This is a genomic window from Acinetobacter sp. AB03, assembly GCF_058107045.1.
In genome coordinates this window covers 2,438,220-2,439,128 of the sequence record NZ_JBUEBA010000002.1, presented here as the reverse complement: position 1 = coordinate 2,439,128, position 909 = coordinate 2,438,220, and the positions used below count along the sequence as shown (strand labels likewise).

At 35.8% G+C, this 909-nt stretch carries 1 protein-coding gene, 1 pseudogene and 1 other annotated feature; of the genes and pseudogenes, one reads left to right on the top strand and one right to left on the bottom strand.

Going from position 1 to position 909, the window contains the following annotated elements:
* Positions 1 to 395: pseudogene (locus ACY3FQ_RS12405) on the bottom strand (transposase); the annotation flags it as partial.
* Positions 4 to 120, bottom strand: a sequence feature (AL1L pseudoknot). (Overlaps the previous pseudogene by 117 nt.)
* 20 nt (positions 396 to 415) lie before the next feature.
* On the opposite strand from ACY3FQ_RS12405, the gene ACY3FQ_RS12400 reads away from it, so the two are divergent.
* Positions 416 to 909: hypothetical protein (locus ACY3FQ_RS12400; RefSeq protein WP_489774121.1), on the top strand; the 494-nt coding region annotated here is incomplete at its 3' end.

The window sequence follows — 909 nt, the reverse complement described above, 5'->3', positions numbered from 1 at the left end:
TGAAGGTGCGATAGGTAAAATTCTACAAATCGCCTCGACTCCGTACAGCTCTTTATTATTATGGATAAAATCCACCATTATTTGTGTGGGCGGTCGAGCTCCGCCTGGGCGAAAAAAGCGGCTGCTTTGCGTAGAATTTCATTGGCTCGTTGCAGTTCTTTATTTTCGCGTTCAAGTTGTTTAATGCGTTCTTGGTCTGAAAGCTGCTGTACTTTGATTGGATTCTGTTGATTCAAATACTTCTGATGCCAGGAACGTAGTGTTTCAGGAGTACAGCCAATCTTAGGTGCAATTGCTGTGATTGCAGCCCAAGTAGAAGGATAATCTTTTTCAGATTCAATCAATAATTGAATCGCTCTTTCTCTGATTTCAGGGGTATATTTTAATTTTGTCATCGGGATAGTCTCTCAGAATATTGACTCTCCGACAAACCCGGTACGGTTCAGTTTCAGCTCAATTACCTTATTTACCTGTTATTGGGAAAAATACGGGTTCCATTGAACTTAATTATGTTTATGAAGACTTATCACCTGTTAAACAAGCCACGTATGAGTTGTTATTTGATGATGGTACAAGTCAGAAAGGACAATTAGATGCAAACGGTTATGCGAAAATAGAAAATATTGAACTTGGAAAAAAAGCAAAAGTTTTATATGGGGAAGATATAAGAGTTGAGCCTGATCATTTCATAAAACTTTTAGAAAATCCTATTATTAATCAGAAAATAAGAACAGATGAAGATGCTAATTCTGCCAGAGATTCGTTTAAATCAGTCTATCAATCATATCTAACCGATAACTTTTTTGATGATGAAATTGAAGAAATACAAAATGGTGGAGACATTGTTCATGATTATTATGATGACTATATGTTAGACAATGAAATTAATCCTGAAACAAAATCATACAC